At 41.6% G+C, this 22577-nt stretch carries 20 protein-coding genes and 1 pseudogene; 8 read left to right on the forward strand and 13 right to left on the reverse strand.

Going from position 1 to position 22577, the window contains the following annotated elements:
* Window positions 1-32: 32 nt before the first annotated feature.
* The 4 genes and pseudogenes from KSMBR1_RS18800 to ltrA all read right to left on the reverse strand — a co-directional run bounded on the left by KSMBR1_RS18800 (window position 33) and on the right by ltrA (window position 3205).
* Window positions 33-1415: an ISAs1 family transposase gene (locus KSMBR1_RS18800; protein WP_099326687.1), complete on the reverse strand. Its 1383-nt coding sequence runs from the start codon at window positions 1413-1415 to the stop codon at window positions 33-35.
* A gap of 60 nt (window positions 1416-1475) precedes the next feature.
* A pseudogene (locus KSMBR1_RS18805) lies at window positions 1476-1853 on the reverse strand (ISAzo13-like element transposase-related protein); the annotation flags it as partial.
* 161 nt (window positions 1854-2014) lie between these two features.
* Window positions 2015-2290 carry a group II intron maturase-specific domain-containing protein gene (locus KSMBR1_RS23740; protein WP_099323535.1) on the reverse strand — a complete coding sequence of 92 codons (276 nt, stop codon included), beginning with the start codon at window positions 2288-2290 and terminating at the stop codon, window positions 2015-2017.
* A gap of 18 nt (window positions 2291-2308) precedes the next feature.
* Window positions 2309-3205, reverse strand: a complete 897-nt coding sequence (gene ltrA, locus KSMBR1_RS18815; protein ID WP_099323530.1) for a group II intron reverse transcriptase/maturase — start codon at window positions 3203-3205, stop codon at window positions 2309-2311.
* A 987-nt stretch (window positions 3206-4192) separates the two neighbouring features.
* Between ltrA and KSMBR1_RS18820 the strand changes: the two genes are divergently transcribed.
* The 6 genes from KSMBR1_RS18820 (at window position 4193) to KSMBR1_RS18850 (ending at window position 13840) form a co-directional block, all read left to right on the forward strand.
* Window positions 4193-4909 carry a Druantia anti-phage system protein DruA gene (locus tag KSMBR1_RS18820; protein ID WP_197705254.1) on the forward strand — a complete coding sequence of 239 codons (717 nt, stop codon included), beginning with the start codon at window positions 4193-4195 and terminating at the stop codon, window positions 4907-4909.
* Window positions 4899-6353: an IS66-like element ISCku6 family transposase gene (locus KSMBR1_RS18825; protein ID WP_076612121.1), complete on the forward strand. Its 1455-nt coding sequence runs from the start codon at window positions 4899-4901 to the stop codon at window positions 6351-6353. Before KSMBR1_RS18820 ends, KSMBR1_RS18825 begins: the two co-directional genes overlap by 11 nt.
* 1072 nt (window positions 6354-7425) lie before the next feature.
* On the forward strand, window positions 7426-8730 hold the full coding sequence (locus KSMBR1_RS18835) for a TolC family protein (RefSeq protein ID WP_099326690.1): 1305 nt from the start codon (window positions 7426-7428) through the stop codon (window positions 8728-8730).
* Window positions 8731-8764: 34 nt separating this feature from the next.
* Window positions 8765-10216, forward strand: coding sequence for an efflux RND transporter periplasmic adaptor subunit (locus KSMBR1_RS18840; protein ID WP_172953500.1), 1452 nt, complete (start codon window positions 8765-8767; stop codon window positions 10214-10216).
* Window positions 10217-10220: 4 nt separating this feature from the next.
* Window positions 10221-13373: an efflux RND transporter permease subunit gene (locus KSMBR1_RS18845; RefSeq protein WP_099326692.1), complete on the forward strand. Its 3153-nt coding sequence runs from the start codon at window positions 10221-10223 to the stop codon at window positions 13371-13373.
* Between the two features lie 137 nt (window positions 13374-13510).
* On the forward strand, window positions 13511-13840 hold the full coding sequence (locus tag KSMBR1_RS18850) for a YnfA family protein (protein WP_099327119.1): 330 nt from the start codon (window positions 13511-13513) through the stop codon (window positions 13838-13840).
* A 216-nt stretch (window positions 13841-14056) separates the two neighbouring features.
* Here the strand turns inward: KSMBR1_RS18850 and rhuM are convergent, their stop codons facing one another.
* The 9 genes from rhuM to KSMBR1_RS18890 all read right to left on the reverse strand — a co-directional run bounded on the left by rhuM (window position 14057) and on the right by KSMBR1_RS18890 (window position 20118).
* Complete coding sequence (rhuM, locus tag KSMBR1_RS18855; RefSeq protein ID WP_099326693.1) at window positions 14057-14446, reverse strand: RhuM family protein; 390 nt, start codon at window positions 14444-14446, stop codon at window positions 14057-14059.
* Between the two features lie 407 nt (window positions 14447-14853).
* On the reverse strand, window positions 14854-15066 hold the full coding sequence (locus KSMBR1_RS18860) for a DUF433 domain-containing protein (RefSeq protein WP_099326694.1): 213 nt from the start codon (window positions 15064-15066) through the stop codon (window positions 14854-14856).
* A 59-nt stretch (window positions 15067-15125) separates the two neighbouring features.
* Window positions 15126-16895: a transposase gene (locus tag KSMBR1_RS18865; protein WP_099326695.1), complete on the reverse strand. Its 1770-nt coding sequence runs from the start codon at window positions 16893-16895 to the stop codon at window positions 15126-15128.
* A gap of 462 nt (window positions 16896-17357) precedes the next feature.
* The gene (locus KSMBR1_RS22785) at window positions 17358-17489 is read right to left on the reverse strand and encodes a hypothetical protein (RefSeq protein ID WP_261341071.1); all 132 of its coding nucleotides are present in this window, start codon (window positions 17487-17489) and stop codon (window positions 17358-17360) included.
* Window positions 17490-17746: 257 nt separating this feature from the next.
* Complete coding sequence (locus KSMBR1_RS18870) at window positions 17747-18490, reverse strand: ATP-binding protein (RefSeq protein WP_099326696.1); 744 nt, start codon at window positions 18488-18490, stop codon at window positions 17747-17749.
* Window positions 18447-19085: an AlbA family DNA-binding domain-containing protein gene (locus tag KSMBR1_RS18875; RefSeq protein ID WP_157820730.1), complete on the reverse strand. Its 639-nt coding sequence runs from the start codon at window positions 19083-19085 to the stop codon at window positions 18447-18449. Before KSMBR1_RS18875 ends, KSMBR1_RS18870 begins: the two co-directional genes overlap by 44 nt.
* A gap of 25 nt (window positions 19086-19110) precedes the next feature.
* Window positions 19111-19548 (reverse strand): type II toxin-antitoxin system VapC family toxin, encoded by a 438-nt coding sequence (locus KSMBR1_RS18880; RefSeq protein WP_099326698.1) that lies wholly within the window; start codon window positions 19546-19548, stop codon window positions 19111-19113.
* Window positions 19549-19830: a type II toxin-antitoxin system Phd/YefM family antitoxin gene (locus KSMBR1_RS18885; RefSeq protein WP_099326699.1), complete on the reverse strand. Its 282-nt coding sequence runs from the start codon at window positions 19828-19830 to the stop codon at window positions 19549-19551.
* A 132-nt stretch (window positions 19831-19962) separates the two neighbouring features.
* Entirely contained in the window at window positions 19963-20118 is a 156-nt protein-coding gene (locus KSMBR1_RS18890) for a hypothetical protein (protein WP_157820731.1), read from the reverse strand.
* A gap of 331 nt (window positions 20119-20449) precedes the next feature.
* Between KSMBR1_RS18890 and KSMBR1_RS18895 the strand changes: the two genes are divergently transcribed.
* Together KSMBR1_RS18895 and KSMBR1_RS18900 are read left to right on the forward strand one after the other, a co-directional pair.
* A complete protein-coding gene (locus tag KSMBR1_RS18895) occupies window positions 20450-20845 on the forward strand; it encodes a hypothetical protein (protein WP_157820732.1) in 396 nt (131 codons plus the stop codon).
* A 360-nt stretch (window positions 20846-21205) separates the two neighbouring features.
* On the forward strand, window positions 21206-22498 hold the full coding sequence (locus KSMBR1_RS18900; protein WP_099326702.1) for a TolC family protein: 1293 nt from the start codon (window positions 21206-21208) through the stop codon (window positions 22496-22498).
* Window positions 22499-22577 lie beyond the last annotated feature (79 nt).

Genomic DNA, 22577 nt, shown 5'->3' on the forward strand with positions numbered 1-22577 from the left:
CTGCTTAACGTAGGGGAAATCAAGTTATTCGTTTAATTCGGTGCTGGTCCAAATCCTGCGGATTTCAATGCGGCCATGGCCTTTTTCAATTGTTTCGTGCTGAGGGGGGGAAAAGAACTGAGATTCAGTTCCTTGATGGCTTGTTTTATGGTTTTTTGATTATCTTTCACCGTGAATATATATTCTGCCTTTTTGTCTTCTACCAGATAACGGGCGGTTTCCTTTTGCGCATGTAAGGCATCGAAAGTAACGACACGGTCTTTTATGTCTAAATCATCAAACAATACCGGAACCATCGGTATTTCGTTTGTTTTGCGGTCTACCTGAGTTTGTGCGAGAACTATACCCTGTTTATGAAGAAAAGCGGCAAGCAAATGTACCTGTTTGCCGTCAGGCTGTCTTGCACCGCAAAGGGTTTTCCCGTCAACCGCAATGGGCAGGCTTTTATCACCTACAGATTGAAACCAACGCGAGAGGACTTTATCAACTGCTTCTGCATCCACCTGCTGTAAGAAACGCCTGATGGTAGGTTCACTCGGTGGTTCGTATCGTTTCGTTTTTGCATTGTAACGGCAGGAGAGACGTTTGAGCATATTTTGCGGACAACGCTTTGCCCACTCTGCAATGGCGGCAAAGCTCCAGGCATTGCAGATGATAGCACAGATAGAAATTGCCAGGATAGAACGTTTCCTGTGGCGAACGCCTCTGGGCATGCGATGTTCAGGGATTTGCTGCAATAATTCGTCAAGAAATTCCGCATCTTTTAAAGATAATTTCATAGGCTTTGTCTCCTTTCTTAATTGTATGGTAAGATTAAGGTTGTTAAGTTGTTTTTGGACTTGTGCTTTCAATGAGCGAACAAAGACCATCTTTGGCTTATTGTGCAGAAGATAGCCTTGTGATGATCTGGCAAAACCGGTTGAATGTCCTAAAAAAATCCATCCTGCGGCCTTATAGCAGACGCCTTTAAAAAAACGAGGATCGACAAAGGTCTCCACAAGCCAGATTGGATGCCCATAGACCTTAGTCCAGTCTTGTGATAAGCGCTTAAGGTTAAGAGAAAGAATACGGGAGGCAAGGTTTGGTACGTGTATCTGAGGAAGGATCAGGAAACGTGAGTTGTTTGCTATGAGTTTCAGTCGTTGCGATTTTAAAAATGGCGGCCATCCAATCCACTTATCGCGAACGGTACATTTTAATGCTGCGGCAGCCCAGCCGATCAAGGCAAGCCATTGTCCCTGTGATTCCGCTACGTAGCGAATTGATTCTCCTACGAGAGAATGAAATCCAAGGTAATGATGCTGGCGCATCAGTGTGTCCCAATTTGCCTGGTCGTTTTGTGAAACAGGACGAACGGTAATTGAATGAAGTAGTTCGTTGTGTGTGTTATCGATTGGTGTTGTATGCTGGTTCATGCCCTATAATATAAAATATTTTAGGGGGAATGTCCACGTTTTTTTACATATCTTTGTATATTATGTGCTTATGGAAAACTTTGACAGCGCCGTGGGTGTGTCATAGGACGTACCAACAATAACTGTCCCTAGATTAGTCAGCAATTCATAGATACCAAACGGACATCCAACACCAATTGCCTGAGAACGAAAATCATGGGCCAAAACTTCGTTTACTATTTTTGTCCACGCCTTGCCCTCATTTCTGAAATTACCTATCAATTCCTTTTTCTTACTGTCAACACTGATTATTGGCTGACCAGAATCTTCAAAATACTTTTTTGTCTCATTAATAATTTCAAACTGTCTATTACGGTCCGGATGACGTGTCTCTGCTATCGTTTTGCGATTTACCCTCAGAGAATAATCCATGTCCTTAAGAAGCTTGCTAACTGTTGTTGCACATACGCTTAGCTGGTAGGCTGGAGGCCATTAGCCTCCAACCCCCACTCGTCGCCAGATACTTTGGACAACGTGACAAAGCATCCTTTTTAAACCATACGTCTTTCTCGTAGTCAGCGACCCCGAAGTGTTGCTCTATAACAGAGAAAAGTCAAACATCATGCTTTAGCACACGCCTTAAGAAATTCTCTTTCGAATGAGAGTAACCCCATTTTAAAGAATCGGTGAACAGGGAAACGCTTGTTGTCTGTTCTCCATTTTCTTGAGAACTTGAAACATCTCAGTCTCATGCGTACCCAACAGTCTAATGAGCGATATACCTTTTGTACATTGCCCAGCCGAAAATAGTTGACATGCCCACGAATTACAGGGTTTAATGTATCAACAATGGCTTGCAGATTGACGCCCTGTGTACGTCTGGTGATGTCTCTGATGTTGTTCCTTCGGCAGGCTCAGGACAGGCTCTTGAGTTTGTTCAGTGATTTCGTGCTTATACCCTTATACTTGCCCTTGAAATCGTATCCGAGAAACCTGAAACCTCTTTCGAAGTTGGTGAGCTTGGTTTTATCCTCGCTCAGCTTCATTCCAAGTTTCCCTGCAATGATTTCTTTGACATAGCTGAGGGCGGCTGGGAGTTCATCTTTTGTTTTAGTCATGACAACGAAATCATCGGCGTATCGGACAAACTTATATCCAGCCTTTTCAAGTTCCTTGTCGATGATGTCACCGATAAGGTTTGCAAGCAAAGGGGAAATGACGCCTCCTTGCGGAGTGCCTTTGTTTGTCTCGTGCACGATGCCGTCCTCCATGACCCCTGCCTTGAGCATGTTCTCAATACTGTTCAAAACCCATCCATCAGCAATTTTCTCACGTAAGGAGTCCATAATAAGCTTATGGGGTATGGTGTCATAGAATGCCATTATATCGGCATCAAGGACGCTGGTATACCCTTCCTGCTTATACTGTTCAAGCCGTTTGATAGCATCGTGACAGCATCTGTCAGGGCGAAATCCAAAGCTGTTATCTGAGAATCCTTTCTCAAATATTGGCTCTATGATTTGCCTGAACGCCTGCTGTACAATCCTGTCCTTAACAATGGGAATGCCAAGAGGTCTCTTGTCATGCCTGCCTTTGGGGATGTATACCCGCAGGACAGGCGCAGGGTTGTATATGGCAGTCTTGAGTTCCTGATGGATACTCATGATATTCACATCAAGATTGGACTCAAATTGCTTAATACTTACCCTGTCAAGACCAGCTTTGCCTTTATTCTTCTTTACGTGTTTGAAAGCAGCATAAAGGTTTTTCAGACTAAACACCTTGTCTCTTAATGAATGATACTTAAGCATCTCTCGATATATTCCTTTCGATTGATTACGGATAATAGACTTGTCAATCGTGTTTCCTGGGTACGGATTCTCCCAAACATAGGCAAAAACAAGAGAGGCTCTTGTTACTGCTTACCTACGCAAAAGAGTTTCTTTTCTCATTGAACGTATTCAATCTGCCACTTTCATCAATTCCACTACGGTTATGCCCCTTTCATTTCCGATTCACACCGGAAACTATTATGAGCAATGCTGACGACTTCAAAGATAGACTTGTGAGAGAAGCTTGTCTATCACCATCTCATACAGCTCGGACTTCGGAATTTCCTTATACCTTGCTGTTAGGGAATTTTGCCCAAGGCGTAAGTCCTCCCCCGGTCATATGGATTACCCCTTTTCCCTTCGTGATGTATGTTCAAACGCATTAACCAGAGATGGTTTTACTTAATCTGTTTATCCATCTCCAACAAAGGACATTGTCAGTGCTTCGCTGAGAAATGGCAGTTGGCACGGAATAACACGCCACACTCATACACCCCAAAAGGTCGTCTGTACCTCGTAACTCCGTCATACCCCTCACGGGTATATGCTATCTTTCTACGCATACGGATTGCTCCATTGTGTGCGCATAGGCACAAACTTCTCTACGAGGATTAGGCTCGCAGAGGTGGTATTTTCAACCACTCAGGTATTCCATACTTCAAGGCACACACACCTCTATCACCGCATTCTTTTTTTGTAACCGTTCACGGGCAATAATGGCAATAATTTAGAGTTGCCCGCTGCGCCGTAATTTTTTTAGAAAAAAAGTTGCGTTCCGGTTCCTGATGATTTATAGTTTCGGGAATGGAAACAACCATAACATATCGGAGGCGGTCAGTCTCCCCGGAAGATATCGAGACCATCAGGCGGATCATTGAGGCGCATCCTGGCAAAAGCAGACGCTTCATTTCTTAGGAAGTTTGCAGGGAATGGGACTGGCGGCAGTCGAATGGTGTTCTTAAAGATATGGTCTGCCGAAGCCTGCTTCTTGTATTGGAGTCAAAAGGCCTCATTAAGCTGCCACACAGGAAATTCACTCCTGCCAACCCGCTTGCAGAACGAAAGAAACCATCCGGAGTAACAGTCGACAACACGTCCATTTATGGTTCTCTTGCCGATCTGTTTCCCATCAACCTTGAGCAGGTTCGCAGAACTCCCTTTGAGAAGATATTCAATGGTCTTGTAAGCGAATACCATTATCTTGGCTATACCCAACCCATTGGAGAGCACCTCAAATATATGGCCTTTTCCGGTGGCCGCCCCGTTGCATGTCTGGCATGGGGCTCTGCGCCATGGTATATCGGTGCGAGAGATCGTTTTATTGGCTGGAGTAAAAAGGCCAGAGAAAGGAATCTTCACCTGATCGCCAATAATCTCCGTTTTTTGATCCTGCCATGGGTACAGGTATCATGCTTAGCCTCATATCTGCTGGCATCTAACCGTCGGCGTCTGTCACAAGATTGGCAAGATCTATACAACCATCCGGTTTATCTACTTGAAACCTTTGTGGACACAGAACGATATCATGGTACCTGCTACAAGGCAGATAACTGGATATGTGTGGGCCAGACAACTGGTCTGGGCAAACTTAGTAAATCGCGCGAACCGCTACTTTCCAAAAAGGCCGTTTATGTCTATCCCCTGACTAAACATTTTCTCCGGGAGTTATGCTATGACGCCTGATGACGCATTGGCATTGTATAATGCAGGGCCTAAAGTTGTAATCAAAATACTGTGTGATTTAAGCAACACTGTTGAATCTCAAAAAGAGCAGATAACTCTCCTGGAAGCCAAGGTCGCCAGGCTTTCAAAGAACTCCTCCAATTCCGGCAAACGGCCTTCTTCCGATGATATTACAAAGCCCAATAAGAAGAAAAAGAAGAGTACCAGAAAAATAGGAGGACAACCCGGACACAAGAAACATGAGCGTCCATTATTTTCTGACAAAGAGATTGATAAGGTTCATTCCTACATATTACCTGCCTGTCCGGACTGCAAAGGGGAAGTCGCCATAATGGACGGCAAACCGCGTGTCATTCAACAGGTTGAATTGATTGAAGTCCCTTTGAGTAGAGAAGAACACCGCTCATATCCGGTATGGTGTCAGACATGTCTCAAGACTCATTATATGCCATTCCCTCCTGACGTTTATAAAGAGGGGTTGTTCAAAGAACGCTTAACATCGCTGATAGCCTACATGAAAAATGTCCTCCACGCATCATTTTCTACCATCAGGAAGTATATCAGAGATGTCCTTGGAGAAAAGATATCCCGGGGATATTTGCGTAAAGTCATATGTAAGGTATCCCGGTCTCTTGAAGCTCCGTACAACGAATTGCTCAATCGTCTTCCTTTAGAGACAGTCGTAAATTTAGACGAAACCGGCCATAAGGAAAATGGCGATAAATTCTGGACATGGGTTTTCAAAGCCGATCTTTACGTGCTCTTCAAGATTGACAAGTCCCGTGGTTCAAAGGTCTTGATCGACGTTTTGGGTAAAGAGTTTAACGGGGTGCTGGGTTGTGACTATTTTTCTGCATATCGGAAGTACATGAATGATTTTAACGTCTCAATACAGTTTTGTATTGCCCATTTGATTCGGGATATCCGGTTCTTAACCACTTTAAAGGACCGGGAAACAAAGGTTTATGGCCAAAAACTCCTCGATGAAGTCAAAAACATGTTTAAAGTCATTCATAACCGTAAAAGCATGACGTCAGAAACCTTTACGTCTGCACTCGAGTATGCCAAAGAACAAATCATCGCGGCGGCGTTAAGCAATGTTCCAAGCAAGTTGAACAAAAATGGTAAAGAGGAGAAAAGGGAAGCCCAAAATATGGCAAATCGCTTTCGTCGTCATGGAAAAGCATATTTTGAATTTATCACAACACCTGGCATAGATCCTACCAACAATGTGGCAGAACAAGCTATACGGTTTGTGGTGATAGATCGTCATGTAACGCAGGGTACGCGCAGCGAAAAGGGAAGACAGAGCAACGAACGTTTATGGACTGTTATAGCGACATGTTCTTTGCAAGGCCGGTCAGCTTTCAATTTCATCCTGGAGGCGGTCAAAGCATTTTTTTGTGATCAGCCTCCCCCTTCACTACTACCCGATTCCTCCTGACAATCATACCCCTCCTTGTCCAGCAGCTATCCGCTCAACTTTTCTATAGCACATGGATCTCGTATTGTGTTATAAAATTACCGTTCAGTCTCAACTACAAATGCATGGATGGAATCCGTATGCCCCCTGTGAACGGTTACAATTATTTTTAGAACTTGCATTTCTATTTGTTTGTGGATTATTATGAAAACGTAAAGATTGACAACCTTCATCATACGCTTAATGGAGTATTTTTGTCGTTATTGTACGAAAAGAAAAAATGAAATTTTTTACCCGGAAGTCTTTATTAAGAAAAGTATTCTATAGCATTCTGGCAGTGTGGTTTCTCTTATGCATATTGCCGGGTGATTGTTTATTATTGGGATGCACGGAAGAAGGTACTTCACATTGCAATGAAGAACCTTCTGTTGTCTCTTCCTATGATAATGATCATACTGCTGCCCCCGGAAATGCTTCACACTGTTCCACCTGTTGTGTGCTTTGCGCACATAATCTTATCTTATACACATCCCATTATCATTCAAATACGCACATGGACCTCATTGGCAATTGTGCGTTCATCCCTACAAACCGCTTTAACGCTATTTTTCAAACCATTATATTTCGCCCACCGCGAACAATCGCAGAACCTTTCTGATTTTCTACTCATTATTTAATTTTAACGCTTCACAGGGACACTATTTCCCCAAAATGGCAATAGCATAATCTTTTTCTACCGGTATGTTATCAGTTTATTTGACATGCAGGTACTGGAATGCTGTACAGTCGGCAATCAACAATTAGCAGTCGGCAGTCGGCAACCGGCAATCTACAGACGGCAAATTGTGGACTGTAGACTGTAGACTGTGGAAATTATTATAAAAACCTTAATTTATTGAGAAGTTACGTTAAATTCATGTAGTGCGACGAGGCTCGCCGCACTACAAATGGCACTTTCCCGTGTTGTCTCAATAAATAGGGGTAATGCATTTACATTCTTCGTATAAACCTTATAGCTGCTTACCTTTGTGCGGGTTTACCTATTTATTGAACTGATACTATTTAATTGTATTTTTTTACAAAAGGGCATGGTATGTTCACACATTTTTTTAACAGGCATAATTTTCAACGGTGTATTTCCAAGTATCATCTTCTTCTTGTTTGCTCATTTATTTACTTTAGCGCTTGCCATGAAATCGTCTGTGGGAACGATATACAAACACCGGCTAAAGCAATTTCTCTTAAAGAGGCAATAGACATTGCTCTTGAAAGAAACCCAGAACTGCAATCAATGAAAGATCAGGTAGAAGCACAAATTGGCTCATTGAAACAGGCTGGACTCTACCCAAATCCGGTAATTAACTTTCTGGCGGAAGAAATGCCTACAGATGAGATAGGGTTGAATGAGAGCCAAAACCAGGTATCAATAACCCAGCCCATCATTACCGGAGGGAAAAGAGGCCTTGCAATAAAAGTAAGCGAAAAAGCAAAGGAGAAAAACGAATTTGAACGGGATTCCTTTCTCCTCAGTGTTATTGCTGATACAAAAAAGGCATTTTACAAGGTGTTAGCAGGTCAGGAAAGTCACTCGGTAGCAAAGGAAACGGAAAAGATATCGAAAGATATTTATGAAAGTGAAAAGACACGGTTTGAAGCGGGAGAGGTTGCACTTACCAATGTATTCAGGGCAGAGGTGGAATTTTCAAAGGCAAAAAATCTGGTTTCCCGGACTGAAGGAGAGTTGCAAAACTCTTTCAGGGAATTGCAAACGATCATGGGTATCCCGGAGGCAACCGATTTTGATATCACCGGAAAACTGATAACGACACCCATGGAATTGTCGTTTCATGAACTTGAACGGAGTATGAAAAATAATCAGCCGCTTCTCAGGGTGTCTGAAAAGAATATAGAAATAGCGGAAGCCGGGTTACTGCTGGAACAAAGACAGGCCATACCGAATATCACCGTATCTGCAGGATATAAAAGACTTTCGCAGGAAGACGCTGATACCATTCAATTCAGCCTGGGGATACCCGCCCCTTTTTTCAACCGTAACCAGGGAAACATACAAAAAGGCAAAGCCCTTTCGAGAAAGGCAAAAAACGAAAGCATGTCGGTTTATCAGCAAATGCTGTTCGAGTTAAAAAAGAATTTCAACCTGTACAATATTGAAAGGAGACGCCTCATTGAATTTAAAAACAAGATTCTGCCAGGCACAGAAAAGGCCCTCTCCTTAATTACAAATGGCTATAAAGAGGGTGAGTTCGATTATATAGACCTGCTGGATACTCAGAGAATCTGGGCAGATACGAGGGTATCATATATCGATGTAATAAAACAACTAAACCTGATAATAGCCGATATCGAAAGACTGGCAGTTATCAAAATAGGGAAATAATAATGAGCATATGACACTTTCTTATAAGGAGAACATGGTGAATTATTGTATTTATTTACGGATGCACAACCCTCGTAACACCATTATTTTATGGGGTATTATTCTTTTCTTTATCAGTTTTTTACCGATAACAGATACTTTTGCCCAGAGAGAAGATGAACATGCATGCGAAAAGTCGTGTGGGGAAAAAGACGAACATATCCGGGAAAAGACAAACAAAGATGAAAATAATCATGATCATAGCACTTCAGCCGGGGAAAATTTTTCGAATAGTACTGATTCAGGGTATGAACTCTACGAAAAACTTTTGAAAAAAGAATGCGAACATGATGTATCAATTATCAAATGTGATGAATGCCGTTATGAAGTTGGCGTCGTCAAGGTTGACCCGTCTCTTTTGGGTGAAATCGTTACCATTGGCAAAGGAATGCCCATGGATATTGGTATTACGCATGAGGCAACCGGAGAAGTGGGACCCAACCAGGATCGTTTTGTTATAGTTTCGCCAAGAATATCAGGGGTAGTGAAAGAAGTATTTGTTGATTGGGGAGATCAGGTAAAGGAAGGGCAGAAATTAGCGCTATTGGATAGTATAGAACTCGGCGAAGCAAGGGCGGATTACCTGAAGGCTGCGGCCATGCTGAAACTGGCGGAAAAGAATTATTCGAGAGAAAAGGAACTTTACGGAAAAAATATTACTTCGGGAAAACATTTCTTTGATGCGGAGAATGCCCACGAACAGTCACACATAGAATTAAATGCCCTGATGGAAAAATTGCTTCTCATGGGTCAGGAAGAAGGGAGCATTAGACAGATGCAGGAAAAACTGCTCCTGATGGATCAGGAAGAAGTGGATATAAAGCACACGGCAGAAGCGGAGAAACATGTATCTTCGTTATTTACGCTCACCGCCCCTTTTGATGGAACCGTTATTGACAAGAAGGTCGCGGTTGGCGAACTCAAAAATGCCTTTGATCCGATGCTTACCATCGCAGACCTCACACAACTGTGGGTATGGTTTGACGTCTATGAGAAGGATATTCCAAAGGTAAGAATGGGAAATAAGGCGATGGTATCGGTAGCTTCTTATCCGGAAGAACAGTTCGAAGGGAACGTGACTTATATCGGGAATACCATAGACGAAAAGACACGCACCGTAAAGGTCCGTATCGAGGTTGCTAATCATCACGAAAAATTGAAACCCGGTATGTTTGCAAGGGTGCTGCTTCAGGTAGATGATGCCAAAAGCGCTGTTGGATTACCGGAAGAAGCGGTACAGGTTGATGGGCAGGAGCGATTCGTCTTTGTGCCACTCAAAGACGGCTATTTCATTCGGCGCAACGTGATACTGGGAACGCGGTTGAACGGGTATGTAAAAGTCTTCAGTGGTTTAGAGGAAAACGACCCGGTGGTTGTCAAAGGAGGTTTCCTGCTTAAATCCGAAACGATGAAAGAAAAATTTGGCGAAGGATGTGGAGGACATTAAACGTATGTTGAACAAACTGATTGAAGGTACATTACAGCAGAAATTTCTGATTATTCTTACCGTATGCGCCATTATCGGACTCGGTATATTTTGCCTGAAAAAGCTGCCCATTGACGCAGTCCCCGATATATCACCCAACCAGGTACAAATCAATACCGAAGTGCCGGGGCTCGGACCGGTTGAAATGGAAAAACTCATATCGTTTCCCATCGAGTTCTCCATGAGCAGTTTGCCGGGGGTGAAAGAAATACGGTCACTTTCAAAAACCGGGCTTTCCCAGGTGCTTGTCTTTTTTGAAGACAACATCGATATTTATTTTGCCCGCCAACTGGTGCTGGAACGGTTGCAAACTGCAAAGGAACAACTCCCTCAACTCTTAAACGCCCAACCGGAAATGGGACCGGTCAGCACCGGCCTTGGCGAAATCTATCAATATGTAGTTACCGCTGAGAATAAGGACGCCATGGAACTGAGGACCATTCAGGACTGGATGATTACCCCACGACTGCTGCTTATCCCGGGCGTCAACGAGGTGAACAGCTTTGGCGGTTTTGTAAAACAATACCAGGTATTAATCGACCCGAATAAACTTATCACTTACAACGTTACCCTTCGCCAGGTATTTGATGCCCTGACCGCCAACAATGTCAATGCCGGCGGGCAATACATAGAACATGCCTCGGAGCAATATCTGGTACGGGGAATTGGCCTGATCAATACCATACAGGACATTGAGAATATTGTAGTTCATGCCACAAGGGAAGGTACCCCCGTTTATGTTAAAAATCTGGCGGAGGTAAAGCTGGGCTCAGAGGTCCGCTATGGCGCCGTTACCAGGGATGGCAAAGGGGAAGTAGTAACAGGCATTGCCATGATGCTAAAAGGGGAAAATAGCCGCACTGTTGTGGAGGCGATAAAACAGAAGGTAAAAGAGATCAGACAAAGCCTGCCGAAAGGTGTTGATATGATCCCGTTCTATGACCGGGCAGGCCTGGTCAACAATGTTATTCACACGGTATTTACCAACATTGGCACAGGTGTTCTCCTGGTAATTGGCGTGCTTATTCTTTTCCTGGGAAATTTGAGAGGGGCACTTTTGCTTGCGTTCTCTATTCCGCTCACGGCATTTTTAACCTTTACCGGTATGTATCATCTGGGCATTGCGGCTACCGTAATGAGTTTGGGCGCTCTTGATTTTGGCATGATCATTGACGGCCCTGTCGTTATGGTGGAAAACATTATCAGAAGACTTTCTCTCAGAAAGAAAACCGGCGATTCCGACCTGGTAATACGCTCTTCTGCACAAGAAGTAGCCCGTCCCATTCTCTTTGCTATCGCCATTATTATTATCGTATATTTACCCATTATGACCCTGCAGGGTATTGAAGGCATGATGTTCAGACCTATGGCCTTCACCATGGCCATTGCCCTCCTTAGTTCTCTCTTTGTTGCCCTATTTATTATGCCGCCCTTATGTTCCGTGGTTTTTAAAAAAGGCATAAAAGCCCATAAGATGAAGGTATCCTCCCTTCAATCGAAAGGAAACGATACGCATAGTCTGGTAACAGAAGTATCATCGGAAGAAACGGATAATCGTGTTATTCGATTTCTAAAAAGGTATTATGGCCCCTTATTACAAAAGACGATAGCCCATCCAGTGATAACAACCATTGCCGCTGCTTCATGCTTCTTTTTAAGCCTTATTCTTGTACAATTTTTAGGTTCCGAGTTTATACCGAAACTGGACGAAGGCGCTATTGCTATAAATGTCAATCGGCTCCCCAGTATCTCACTGATGGAATCGGTGGAGAGCTGTAAGTTGATAGAAAAGACCCTTTTGAAATACCCTGAGGTGAAAACCGTAGTATCCAAGACTGGAAGGCCGGAAATAGCAACCGACCCTATGGGTCAGCAAATCAGCGATGTATTTGTCATACTCAAACCAAAGAGTACATGGCGTAAAGGATGGACAAAGGAAGCGCTCATTGCAAAAATGAAAGAAGACCTGGAAAAGATTCCCGGCATGAGGTATAGCTTTTCTCAACCCATAGAACTCCGGGTCAGCGAAATGATTGCCGGCGTTCGCTCGGATATCGCTATCTGGTTGTATGGTGAAGACTACGAAATATTACTCCCAAAGGCAGGGGAGATCAATGCGGTTATTACGTCTGTCCCTGGCGCCAGCGAGGTAAGGACGGAACAGGTAACCGGTTTGCCTGCGATAGAGATAGAAATTGACCGCAAGGCAATTGCCCGTTATGGCATCAACGTCTCAGACGTACAGGATATTATAGAAATAGCCATTGGTGGTAAAGCAGCCACTCAGGTACTTGAAGGCGTAATGAGATTTGATCTTTTAGTACGGTATACTGAGGAAACGAGGAATGATGTTGAGAAGATAAAAAATATCCTGGTGAGCGCTCCCAGCGGCGTGCGGGTGCCGCTAAGCCAGTTGGCCGATATCTCTGTAGTAGAAGGACCTGCGCAGATAAGCCGTCAAAACGGAAAACGCCGCATTGTGGTGGAATGCAACGTCCGCGGCAGGGATATCGGGAGTTTTGTCGCTGAGGCGCAAAAGAATATACAGGAAAACGTTGAACTTCCTGCCGGATATTATCTGAACTGGGGAGGCCAGTTTGAAAATATGCAACAGGCAAGGAAACGCCTGGCAGTTGTCGTTCCCATCGCCATGGGTCTCATTTTTATACTCCTCTATACAAGCTTCAATTCCTTTAGAAACGCCATCCTTATCTATATTAACGTCCCCTTTGCGGCGACGGGTGGGATTATTGCATTGTTCTTACGTGATATGCACCTCAGTATAACTGCGGGGGTAGCATTTATTGCCCTTTTCGGCTTGTGCGTATTGAACGGTACGGTTATGGTTTCTTATATAAATGAATTACGGGAAAGTGGTATGAGGATGAAAGAATCTGTTATAGAGGGTGCATTAACACGGCTCAGACCCGTCCTGATGACCGTTACAACCGATATTATCGGGTTTATGCCTATGGCCATATCCACCGATGTTGGTGCGGAAGTGCAAAAACCCTTTGCCACCGTTATCATTGGGGGGTTATGTTTTTCAACATTCCTTACCCTTTTTGTTATTCCCGCTCTCTACGAATGGTTTCCAAAAAAGATAGAGACAACATAAAATAATTTTCCGTAGAGATTACAGAGGTTGCGGAAAAGAATAGGAACTTAGGAGTAAGGTACGTCACCTTGAAGAATCGCTATAGTACCTTGTGAAAGAAAAGATTTCTAACGCAAAAGAGGAAAACCATGGAAAAGATCGAGATTACAAAGTCCATTTTCTTCTTTATCCTTGCCGGATTCTGCGAAATAGGCGGCGGATACCTCGTATGGCTCTGGCTAAGAGAGGAGAAGAGTATTTGGCTTGGTTTATTCGGAGCGATAGTACTGGTTATCTACGGAGTCATACCAACCTTCCAGCCTGCAAACTTTGGCCGTGTATACGCCGCCTATGGTGGTGTATTCATAGTTCTCTCCATTCTATGGGGATGGCAGGTTGATAAGATAGCTCCGGATAAATTTGATCTGATCGGTGGTCTTATTGCCCTTATTGGTGTGGTTATCATCATGTACTGGCCACGGGGATAACATGTTTTATTGAACGGTTACTAAATACTATAGTAAACGCTAAAAGAAAGTTGTCATTGCGAGGAGGAACAGTTGCGAGGCAAAGCCGAAGCAAACTATTGGTAAGATTCCTCACTTCGTTCGGAACAGGCTCCTCAATCTCATGGCATGGATTGCTTCGCTGTCGCTCGCAATGACGGATTCATGTCAACTTATTTAGGATGTTTACTATTGAAATTATTCCTTACAAAGGAAGTCTGTAATTTTTTGGTAAAGCATCCTCTCGCTGGAGCGGATGTCTTTGATTTCTTCGTAAAGTTCGTCAAAATATCTGGCGCTGAATCGGGAGCCATATTTGAATCTGTCGCTATCCAGCACATAACCTTTGTGGATATAGCTTTTGAGGATTTCTGTTGCCCACTGCCTAAACTGGATGCCTCTTTCAGAATTGACACGGTAACCAACCGCAATAATTGCTTCCAATGAATAAAAGGAGGCGCTTCTTTTTACCTCTCTGTTTCCTTCTTGTTGAACTTGTAAGAAATCCTTACAAGTTGCCGGATGATCAATTTCGCCGCTTTCATAGATATTTTTCAGAAGGTATGAAGCTACAATTTGTATCTTTATTAATCCTTACTATTGGTTGTATCTCTACAAAATTTCCGAATTTTATATTTGAATATTGTTTCTTCATACCCCAAACTTCCTAAAACTCTCATTCATCCATGGAGACGCAAAATCTTGCGTCTCTACCTGGGTGTTTAAAATCTCTATTGCGCTCTTTCTCACGACTTATCCCCCTTCCGCATCAGTTCCGCCTCGCGCTCTTCTTCTCTACTGCAGATGATTGTTTAATCCTGATGTCTATGAATTCTATATCCAGATTCGGAAAGTACGATCATAAATGATTTTTCAGTATTCAATAGCACTTTTTCGTTGTTCATAACTTCAGTAATATTTTTTGCAATTCAACCGTATATTTTCATCTGCGAGTATTTTCATGGTTACTCTTTATTTGCAAAAACATTAACCTCTTATCCCTGGAATTGTCTAGTGGCAAAATCCAGAGCTGCATCCAATCCTTCTTCTGTCAGTTTTGGATAACCCATGAGGATTTCCTCCCTGGTCATACCTGAAGTAATATTCTGCAGTATCAGAGCCACAGAGATTCTTGTGCCCTTGATAATAGGCTTTCCATTAAGAATTTTTGGGTCACATACAATATGACCTTTCTCCTGTTTCTTCATAAGGTTCTCCTTTAACACCGATTTTCACAGGCATGAAAACCATCATAAAAACACCCTAATCATGCCGTCCAGACAATTTCAATAGATTTTCCTCCAAGCCATGGAACAGCGAATGGAGTTTGTAATTTTTTTACTTCCATCAAAACCGGAGTATGTGCTCTTTTTCTTATTTTCACAAAAAACTTACCACCGTCATAAACGACCCTCCCCGGCATATCAATAAACTTCCTGAATATTGCAGGGGCAAGATTATTTTCAAAACGTCTCAGGTCGCATGCGAATCGATGATACAGGGTATCAGCAATCATTGTCCATAGAATGTCAAAATGAATACGGATCATAATAGGTGAAGACAGAGAGTTCAGATTGAAAAACATTACCAGTTCGGCTATTTTGTTTTCTATCCGCCATCGTTTAGCGTAAACTTCCAATACCCTTTGTAAGGACAGCTCTTTGCTATTGGTTAAAATAAATGTAGGGTTCTCCCGTCCGTGATCTTTCACCACTATTTGCCTGAAAATGTTTTTACAATCTTTAAGCCTGACTTCGCTTTCATAAACTGAGACGTTTTTATACTTTCGCTTTGGAACCGGAATATAAACTTTTTTCCATACCTCCTTTGGAAGTACCAATGTTTCCTTCACAAGGCCGGCATAACGTTTACGAAGCGTTATGAACTTTACCTTGTCATTTTCAAGATCGTCAAGGATATTGTAAGCCGTAAACTTGCAATCAAAAACAAGTGTTTCGCTAACATTGCCTTTTATATTTTTCCAGTAACTTACAAACTTTTTAACCTCTTGCGACTCTTCGCGCCGTAGTATATCAGCTCTTGTATATAAAACTGCATTGCTTTTACTATCAGACGCAATGATGGTATTAGCGCCTTTCATGGTCTTACCCTTAGACCCACACCAGATCTTTTCCATTTCGGATTCATCCCCATAATGCGGGATCGAGTGAAAATCAAGATTTATATAGTCGCTACTATAAAAGTCCGGATACTTTTTCCTGAAAAGCGAAACAACTTTGCTTTGCAAATTCATCAACTGAGTTTCAGAGCAACGGCATGAATAGGTGTTCATGTATGTAGGCTTCGGAAGAACGTTTAATCCGGCAAAAACTCCAAAGCCAGGTTCCTGGTCATAAGCACAAATATGGGTCAGCCTCCTCTCGCCTATTAATTTCAGCAGTAACATGGAAAGACAGGCTTGCGTCGATCCAATATCGCTTGATTCAGGCAACTTACATTCCTGCAACAAATCAAGGATACCGGATTCTATGATATAAGGGATAAAAAAGAAAACCCCGGCCGTGGGGCAATCCACATTAAGATATTCGAGTATCTCAAAATCCAGGTGTTCCGAACGTTCCGGTATGATTTTGTTTTTAAGAGTTTTTCCAAGTTCATTATTCGTTCTGCGTTTTAGTTTGCCGAACCCTGCGGTTTTCAGAATACGTTCTACTGTGATTGCAGATATATTGATCTCCTCTTCCGCAAGGCGGCTATGGATGTCGGTTGTCGATAGTCCCTGTTTCCTGTATTTGATAATTTTATCCTGAACATCACAAGTAGTCCTTTTCTTTTTAGGGCCCTTTCGCACGATAGGGAAAAGTTCTATTTTCCCTGCATTAACGTCTCTCATTAAAGAATAAACCGTGCCTGGCTTGTAACCAAATTTTGTTGCTACAGTCTCAACTGCCTGTTTGTCAATTACAATGGCCCTTACTGCTTCATATTGTTTTTGTCTTTGTGAAACAGGATTATTGAAATATGAAACTAGATTAAGTTTGCCATGTATTAGGGTGTTATTATGATGATTATGCATTTGTAATATTCTTGCTGAATACTGATAATACCGTCAAATACCTTCTATTTGAGAGGTATTTGCGCTTGCTAATTGGTTAATATTCAGAATTGTAGCACACTTATAATCATCAATCAAGCATTTTGTTCATCATATTATCACCCTAAAATCCCAAAATTTGCTGAAATTCCCGAATAATGCAAAAATGCCCTGATTTAAAAATGTAATTTGTTACTACTAACAGGCAAGTAATGAAATACAAGGCATAGACTATTTTGTAATATAAGTTTACAAGGTAAGGGCAAAATAAATTCATCGCTCTGCAGCCTTCAAACACAGACGACTTTAAGGGGTGTATTATGATGGTTTATGTGTGTGTGAAAATCGGTGTTAAATCAGTTCAGTTTCAAGATGCTTTAAAATTTCAATCTCCCCTTCAAGTTCAATAAACTGCATGTCGTTGGTCTCTGTATGTTCAACATCTCACTTCATTAACTTACCAGTATCAACTCCGAGCGTTTTTGTGAGAGAGTTAATCTTCTCCTTACTCTTCCTGATGGTATCCATAATGATTTTCTCTTCCCTCTCCACTGCGTTTTTTAAAAGAGGAGCCACAGTCTCCGGAGAGTCGCTTTTTAAGGTTATTGTCTTCATGTTGGCACATAAGTTACTGGGAACAAATTTATGCCCTTGAAAGCTCGTATTTTACGTGTAAAAGCCTGTCCAGCATTACATGGTGTGACGCATCGAGGATTTCAATACCTACAATGCATCTATCATTGGCACAAATCTCTTGGAACGTAACCTACCAAAAAGGCTGAAAGCTAAAATGCTCGTCATTGCCTATCTATATAAGTTCTAATCGTTGTGTATTACCCATCAACAATCTCCCAATGCCCGCCTTTATCGGGACCGATGCGTTTGAGAATCCCCTTTTTTCTAAGTCTGGTTATATGATATTTTATTCCATCATCAGTTATTCCAATAAGTTCAGCCAGTTCTTTTTGAGTGATATCTGATTTCTTAGCGATAGCTTCTATAATTTTCTGGGTAGTTTTCTGGGTAATATCTTTCCCCGCTTTAAGAGAATACCTTGAATCACGGTAAAAAATGACCCGAAAGAACGCATCCATTTCAAACACAGGTTCTTTCAGTCCGGCCTCGCGCATAAGCTCTCTCATACGCTCGATACCAGAACCCATACGCTCAACTTTACCCATGCGATGGAACAGATCGGCAATAATCGGATTTCTTCTTACAGATGGCTTGCCGAAATCCCGCTTTGTAATTCCATCAGGCAATCCGCCGGGGTTTTCTATTTCCACGCGATCATCAAATATTCTTACATAAATACTTGTTCCGTTAATCGTATAATTCCTGTGGACTATAGCATTAACAACTGCCTCCCTTAAGGCGTCTAAAGGAATCTCATAAATGTCAAAGCGGTCAAAACCCCGAATTTCACTGCGAACGTTTAAATGTTTCTTTAAAAATGCAACGGCTCCATTAAACTGGGTTAAGAGGTCGTCTTTCACATCATTTCTGTCATAAATATTCGTTTTATCCGTTCCCTTAAAAGATGCAAAGATGCTTTCTGCGAGGGATGAACTTTTCAACTTTGGAAGAAAACATTAAAGCCCCTGTATTGTTGATTTTGTCTTTCCTGTAAATGCTCAGACTTGTGAGAAAGGAGGCAAGATTTGCCTTGCTGACCTTGTAAGACATATTTGCTTCACGCAAAAATGATTTAACTTTCATAAGCGAAATATCCTTAAGGCTTAAATCTCTGCAAGGGATATCCTCAAAGGAGATATTATCGGTTTCACGAAAAAGAGACCGCACCTCCCGATGAGTCATCTTCTGTGTCACTGCGTCAAGCCGTCTGTAATAACCGGAAGATGAACCATAAGGCTTTTCATCTCCCTCGGCAACCTCAACAACAACGATATTTCCCTCTTGATGGATTTTCTTAATGTGAATTGACGGATCACAGTTCCTGGCAATAGCATTTATTTCTGCTTTCATTTTATTGGTCAGTTTCTCACCAACAACCTTTCCTCTATCATCAATACCGAGAAGCAATAAACCGCCTTTTGAATTGGCAAAGGCGACAATATCACGGTCAATCTTTGGCGTGTATCTCTCCTTAAACTCAACCGTTAAGCCTTCGCCTTCTTTAATCAGAATGTTTATCTTGTCAGCATCTGTCATTGGATATCTCCCCATCTTCAGCAGTTCAACCAATAAAAACAGTCTTTAACCCTTTATCGTTGGTAAATTCTGCCTGTCTTTTATCAGAGGTAATAAATGTCAGCGCTATTCCTGTTGATTCCTGAAATAGCAGCGCCGAGGCTATGTGGATAGCATCAAGGGTTCGCGCACTTGAATGCAATAGAATTTCCTCAGTCCTCCTTAATACATCGTCTGTAAGTCTGACTATTTCAAGATACGGCAAGTCTTTTTTCACGCGGTTCACTAACCTGTCAAAGGTCTTATCATCTATCTCTTTCCCTTGCCTTCGCCTTGAGAAGGCTGAAAAACACTCGCTCGTAAGAATGGCGGATGCAAGGAGTCTGTTTTCTTTGACCAGTTTCCTTACCTTGTCCGACCCCTCTTCCTTCAGGAATATCTTCAGATATGCGCTTGTATCAATATATATCCAGGGCGGGTTCATTTAAAACCTCTCTTCCCTTCCCTCTATGATGGTTTCGGATAAAGGCTTTCCTGTAATCGCAATAGTCCTGCCAAGCGGCAACTTCCCTTTAACAGCCCTTCGCAATATTCCCCGATCTTCCAAACTTTTGATCTTATCGTCCGGCGTCCCCTCTTTCATGATCGGCTTGATAACGGCAACAGGGTTTCCCCTCTCCGTTATAACAACCTCCTGCCCTTCTCTGACTAACTTCAGATATTTTGAAAAGTGCATATTTGCTTCCCTTAATCCAACTTGCAGCATATCAGTCCTCCTTTTGTAGTTATGTTACTACAATTTATCTGTTTATACCTTCTGTGTCAATTTGTTTTTAAAGACCTTCAGGGCATTTCATTTATAGCGGTGTGCGCCACAACTATCATAATCTATTTACGATTATATAACTTTCCATCTGATAGTAAACAGTTCTGTTTGTTCAATCTTCTGCTTCAACCCCGCCTCAATTTCTTCAATTAATTGGTTTTTTTTATTATCCACGTCATCCTGTGTCTGATACAAATTTAAACGCATGGTGTTTCGTTTCTTTTCCATTTCCTTTATCTGCCTATGTGCCATTACGCTACATAACAAAATTTGGTCTTCAGTTTCAAACGAATGAATTGTTAAGTTAATTACAGATAACCAGCCGGGAGCATTCCCGTTTTTTTGTAACCGTTAATGATGGGGTCAGGACGAAACAACCCAGACAGGGTTTGTAACCTAGTCAGTGTTGTTTTTTCCTGACCTCATGAACGGTTACCAGGTTTGTAACCCGGCAGGAATCACGGCTGGATAACGAAAAATTATTGACACTGTGGGATGTTATGAATTATATTTTGCATTAGTAAAAATATTTTTAATATTTCATTCTGCAAAATCTCTGATGACAAAAATACAAACAGCCAAACTTCTTTTAATTTTAGTATCCATTGCATTCTGTTTATCGAATGCCACTATGGGCAAGATTATCACACACGAACATGAACTTCATTTTGAACACGGTACTGTTCATGTTCATCATACCACCGGAGATCATGGCCCAGGAGAAACTGACCATAAAGACGCAAAGGATATTTTGTCTTTCGATTATTTACCTGCAAACCATTCCAATTCCGCCAAGACGATTCACGCCATTAAACCATGTTTGTTTTCTCGTTTTTCACTTCAACCAGATGACCTATTTATCTGCATTTCTTCAAAGAATTTCCATTTCTTATCTTTCCGCCAATCTTCTTCCTCCAATAAAATATACCAACTCAATTCTGCTTATCTTATCTAAACAATTCGTATTACCACATTTCCCTTTGTTCGCAAATTTGTTTTCTTTCGGAAAATAGCGTCATTTTCATCGACTTTATTTTTCTATAAGGAAGCATCATCGACAAACAGGTCGCTCCTATGGAGCTTTGATTGATTTAATCAATTTCCGTTATTACAAACAGTTCGTCCCTACGGGACTTTTACAAACAAATTATCCTTTTAGCTCCATCAGGAGCATACTGTTTGTAGTAGATAGAGATTATATTCCATACAGTTGGTTAGCTCCGTAGGAGCGGCCTGTTTATTCTCTTATTGTTCATGCTTTGTCTTTCACCCGGTCAACATAAAAAGGTCTCATGCCATAAATAGGAGTAATAAAATGAATTTTCTTAAAATTTTAAGTATTGCAATTCATCTGTTTATCGTTACGCATTTTGCAATATCTTTCAATACCACTTTAGTGATTGCTTCTGATTTGGAATTCAAACAGAAAGAAAAACATCTAACCATTGAAGACGCTGTAAATATTGCAATCAATAATAACCCCATCATTATGTCAAAGAAACATACCGTAGGTGCTGCCCAAGGAAAGATAAAACAGGCTCAATTAATGCCAAATCCGGAGATTACGCTGTTAACAGAAGAGATACCCACAGAAGAAATAGGGTTAAATCAAAGCCAAAATATGGTTTCATTATCGCAAAAATTAGAGATTGGCGGCAAAAGAGGACTAAGAACAGATGTGGCAAAAAAGGAAAAAAATATCCTAAGCTTTGATGTACAAACTACCATCTGGAATATTACAGCACAGACGAAAAAGGCATTCTTTGATCTTCTCACAGCGCAAGACGAATTAAACCTTGCAAAAAAGACCGTTGAAATAGCAATGAGCTTGAAAAACCTGTCAGACAAAAAGTTTAAAGTTGGTGATATATCAAAGTTGGGAGTTCTTAAGGCGGAAGTTGAATTATCCAACGCAAAAACAACTGTAGTCGAAGCTGAAAGGAATATGTTTAATGCAACTAAGAGATTGCAAACTGTTATGGGGACAACAGGGGCTCCTTTACAAAAGCTTGTTCCTATTCCTGTTACCGATGCGCCGCTTCTCAAATTGGAAAAACTAGAGGAGTTATCATTAAAAAATTATCCTGAGTTACAAGCGCAAAAAAGTATTGTCAACCTTTCGTTATTAAAGGTTAAAGAGGCAAAAAGAAAAATGATCCCGGATATTGATGTATCTATAGGATATAAGCGTCTTTCAGCAACAGATGACGATACAATCCAGGCTGGAATAAGCCTTCCTTTACCTTTTTTCAATAGAAACCAGGGCAATATTATCGAGGCAAAAGAATTGTCACACAAGTCAAAAGATGATGAGGCCGCCGCTAGAAACAAATTATTACTTCAATTGGACAATGCTTATTCTATGTACGCTTCAACTCGTGAACTGGTTCGTTCTTTTATTGACACGATAGTCCCACAGGCTGAAGAATCTTTGAAGATGTCAAAACAGGGATATGAACATGGTGAGTTTGATTTCCTTGAAGTATTAGATGCCCAACGAACATTGGTGACCGCAAATGTTTCATATTTAAAGGCTTTAAACGATCTTTTTACTTCAATAACAGAAATTGAAAGACTTGTCGGAGTTAAGATTTCTGATATTAAATAATTTCATATTTACCACTTAAATTACTGAAAAATTAAAAACCTTTTTTACACAAGGATACTTACATGCTAAGAACGTTCTT

Source organism: Candidatus Kuenenia stuttgartiensis, from assembly GCF_900232105.1.
GTDB classification, from domain to species: domain Bacteria; phylum Planctomycetota; class Brocadiia; order Brocadiales; family Brocadiaceae; genus Kuenenia; species Kuenenia stuttgartiensis_A.

Coding starts and splice junctions, on each gene's coding strand:
- KSMBR1_RS18800 (WP_099326687.1), bottom strand. CDS start 1,415: ATGAACCAGCATACAACACCAATCGATAACACACACAACGAACTACTT.
- ltrA (WP_099323530.1), bottom strand. CDS start 3,205: ATGCTTAAGTATCATTCATTAAGAGACAAGGTGTTTAGTCTGAAAAAC.
- KSMBR1_RS18820 (WP_197705254.1), top strand. CDS start 4,193: ATGGTCTGCCGAAGCCTGCTTCTTGTATTGGAGTCAAAAGGCCTCATT.
- KSMBR1_RS18825 (WP_076612121.1), top strand. CDS start 4,899: ATGACGCCTGATGACGCATTGGCATTGTATAATGCAGGGCCTAAAGTT.
- KSMBR1_RS18835 (WP_099326690.1), top strand. CDS start 7,426: ATGTTCACACATTTTTTTAACAGGCATAATTTTCAACGGTGTATTTCC.
- KSMBR1_RS18840 (WP_172953500.1), top strand. CDS start 8,765: ATGGTGAATTATTGTATTTATTTACGGATGCACAACCCTCGTAACACC.
- KSMBR1_RS18845 (WP_099326692.1), top strand. CDS start 10,221: ATGTTGAACAAACTGATTGAAGGTACATTACAGCAGAAATTTCTGATT.
- KSMBR1_RS18860 (WP_099326694.1), bottom strand. CDS start 15,066: ATGAAGAAACAGGAGAAAGGTCATATTGTATGTGACCCAAAAATTCTT.
- KSMBR1_RS18865 (WP_099326695.1), bottom strand. CDS start 16,895: ATGCATAATCATCATAATAACACCCTAATACATGGCAAACTTAATCTA.
- KSMBR1_RS18875 (WP_157820730.1), bottom strand. CDS start 19,085: ATGACAGATGCTGACAAGATAAACATTCTGATTAAAGAAGGCGAAGGC.
- KSMBR1_RS18880 (WP_099326698.1), bottom strand. CDS start 19,548: ATGAACCCGCCCTGGATATATATTGATACAAGCGCATATCTGAAGATA.
- KSMBR1_RS18885 (WP_099326699.1), bottom strand. CDS start 19,830: ATGCTGCAAGTTGGATTAAGGGAAGCAAATATGCACTTTTCAAAATAT.
- KSMBR1_RS18890 (WP_157820731.1), bottom strand. CDS start 20,118: ATGGAAAAGAAACGAAACACCATGCGTTTAAATTTGTATCAGACACAG.
- KSMBR1_RS18895 (WP_157820732.1), top strand. CDS start 20,450: ATGACAAAAATACAAACAGCCAAACTTCTTTTAATTTTAGTATCCATT.
- KSMBR1_RS18900 (WP_099326702.1), top strand. CDS start 21,206: ATGAATTTTCTTAAAATTTTAAGTATTGCAATTCATCTGTTTATCGTT.